General features: G+C 62.2%; 1 protein-coding gene and 1 pseudogene. Both read left to right on the forward strand.

What is annotated here, in order from left to right; translation table 11 throughout:
- The coding region (gene rpoD / locus EN893_RS31550; RefSeq protein ID WP_128362079.1) for an RNA polymerase sigma factor RpoD at nucleotides 1-1,670 on the forward strand (1,670 nt) is incomplete at its 5' end.
- A 103-nt stretch (nucleotides 1,671-1,773) separates the two neighbouring features.
- Nucleotides 1,774-1,945: pseudogene (locus EN893_RS39585) on the forward strand (GYD family protein); the annotation flags it as partial.

Consider the following 1,945-nt stretch of genomic DNA (forward strand, 5'->3'; position numbering starts at 1 on the left):
GATACATGCGCACCGACGATCCGGTGCGCATGTATCTGCGCGAGATGGGCTCGGTCGAGCTGTTGTCGCGCGAGGGCGAAATTGCCATCGCCAAGCGCATCGAGGCCGGCCGCGAGACGATGATCGCGGGTCTGTGCGAAAGCCCGCTGACCTTCCAGGCCATCATCATCTGGCGCGACGAACTCAACGAATCCAAAATCCTGCTGCGTGAGATCATCGATCTCGAAGCCACCTATGCCGGCCCCGAGGCCAAACAGGCGCCGGTGGTCGAGCGCGTCGAGGAAGCCAAGGTCGAGGACAAGCCGCGCCGTTCGCGCGACGACGAAGACGACATCACGAATGTCGGCGCCGATACGCGCGGGCTGACGGATGACGACGACGAAGACGAGGACGAAGCGAGCCTGTCGCTGGCCGCGATGGAAGCGGAACTCCGCCCCCAGGTGATGGAGACGCTCGACGTTATCGCCGACACCTACAAAAAGCTGCGCAAGCTGCAGGACCAGCAGGTCGAGAACCGTCTGGCCGCCGCCGGCACGCTGTCGCCCAGCCAGGACCGCCGGCTGAAGGAGCTCAAGGACCAGCTGATCAAGGCGGTGAAGTCGCTGTCGCTCAACACGGCGCGCATCGAGGCGCTGGTCGAGCAACTCTACGACATCAACAAGCGCCTGGTGCAGAACGAAGGCAAGCTGCTCAGGCTGGCCGAAAGCTACGGCGTGCGCCGCGAAGAGTTCCTGAAGGAATATCAGGGTTCCGAGCTCGACCCGAACTGGACGCGCTCGATCGGCAATCTGACCTCGCGCGGCTGGAAGGAATTCACCAAGAACGAGAAGGATGCGATCAAGGACCTGCGCGCCGAGATCCAGAACCTCGCCACCGAAACGGCGATCTCGATCCTGGAATTCCGCAAGATCGTCAATCAGGTGCAGAAAGGCGAGCGCGAAGCGGCGATCGCCAAGAAGGAAATGGTCGAAGCCAATCTGCGCCTCGTCATCTCCATCGCCAAGAAATACACCAATCGCGGCCTGCAGTTCCTCGACCTGATCCAGGAAGGCAATATCGGCCTGATGAAGGCGGTCGACAAATTCGAATACCGCCGCGGCTACAAGTTCTCGACCTATGCGACGTGGTGGATCCGGCAGGCGATCACGCGTTCGATCGCCGATCAGGCGCGCACCATCCGTATTCCGGTGCACATGATCGAGACGATCAACAAGATCGTGCGCACCTCGCGCCAGATGCTGCACGAGATCGGCCGCGAACCGACGCCGGAAGAACTGGCCGAAAAGCTTGCCATGCCGCTCGAAAAGGTGCGCAAGGTCCTGAAGATCGCCAAGGAGCCGATCTCGCTCGAAACGCCGGTCGGCGACGAGGAGGATTCGCATCTGGGCGATTTCATCGAAGACAAGATGGCGATCCTGCCGATCGACGCGGCGATCCAGGCCAATCTGCGCGAGACCACCACGCGCGTGCTGGCCTCGCTGACGCCGCGCGAGGAGCGCGTGCTCAGAATGCGCTTCGGTATCGGCATGAACACCGACCACACGCTGGAAGAAGTCGGCCAGCAGTTCTCGGTCACCCGCGAGCGTATCCGCCAGATCGAAGCCAAGGCGCTGCGCAAGCTCAAGCACCCGAGCAGGTCGCGCAAGCTGCGCAGCTTCCTGGATAGCTGAGACTTACCGATGCAAAGAGTTCAAGGGCGCCAATGGCGCCCTTTTTTGTTGTGCGACGCACTCTTGCGGGCCAGGCCCTTCGGGAGGATAATTTCGGTGTCGGATGCATTTTCTGGGCGACAACCCGGATGCCCGCCCCGGCGAAGCCGCCGTGCTCCGTGGCCCCGGAGGGAGGTGTGCCATGACAAGCTACATCGTGCTGATGAACTGGACGGAGCAGGGTGCCAGGAACATACGCGAGTCACCGAAGCGGCTCGACGCCGCCAGGAGGCAAC

Source organism: Mesorhizobium sp. M7A.F.Ca.CA.004.04.2.1 (assembly GCF_004022825.1).
In the GTDB taxonomy this organism is placed as follows: Bacteria; Pseudomonadota; Alphaproteobacteria; order Rhizobiales; family Rhizobiaceae; genus Mesorhizobium.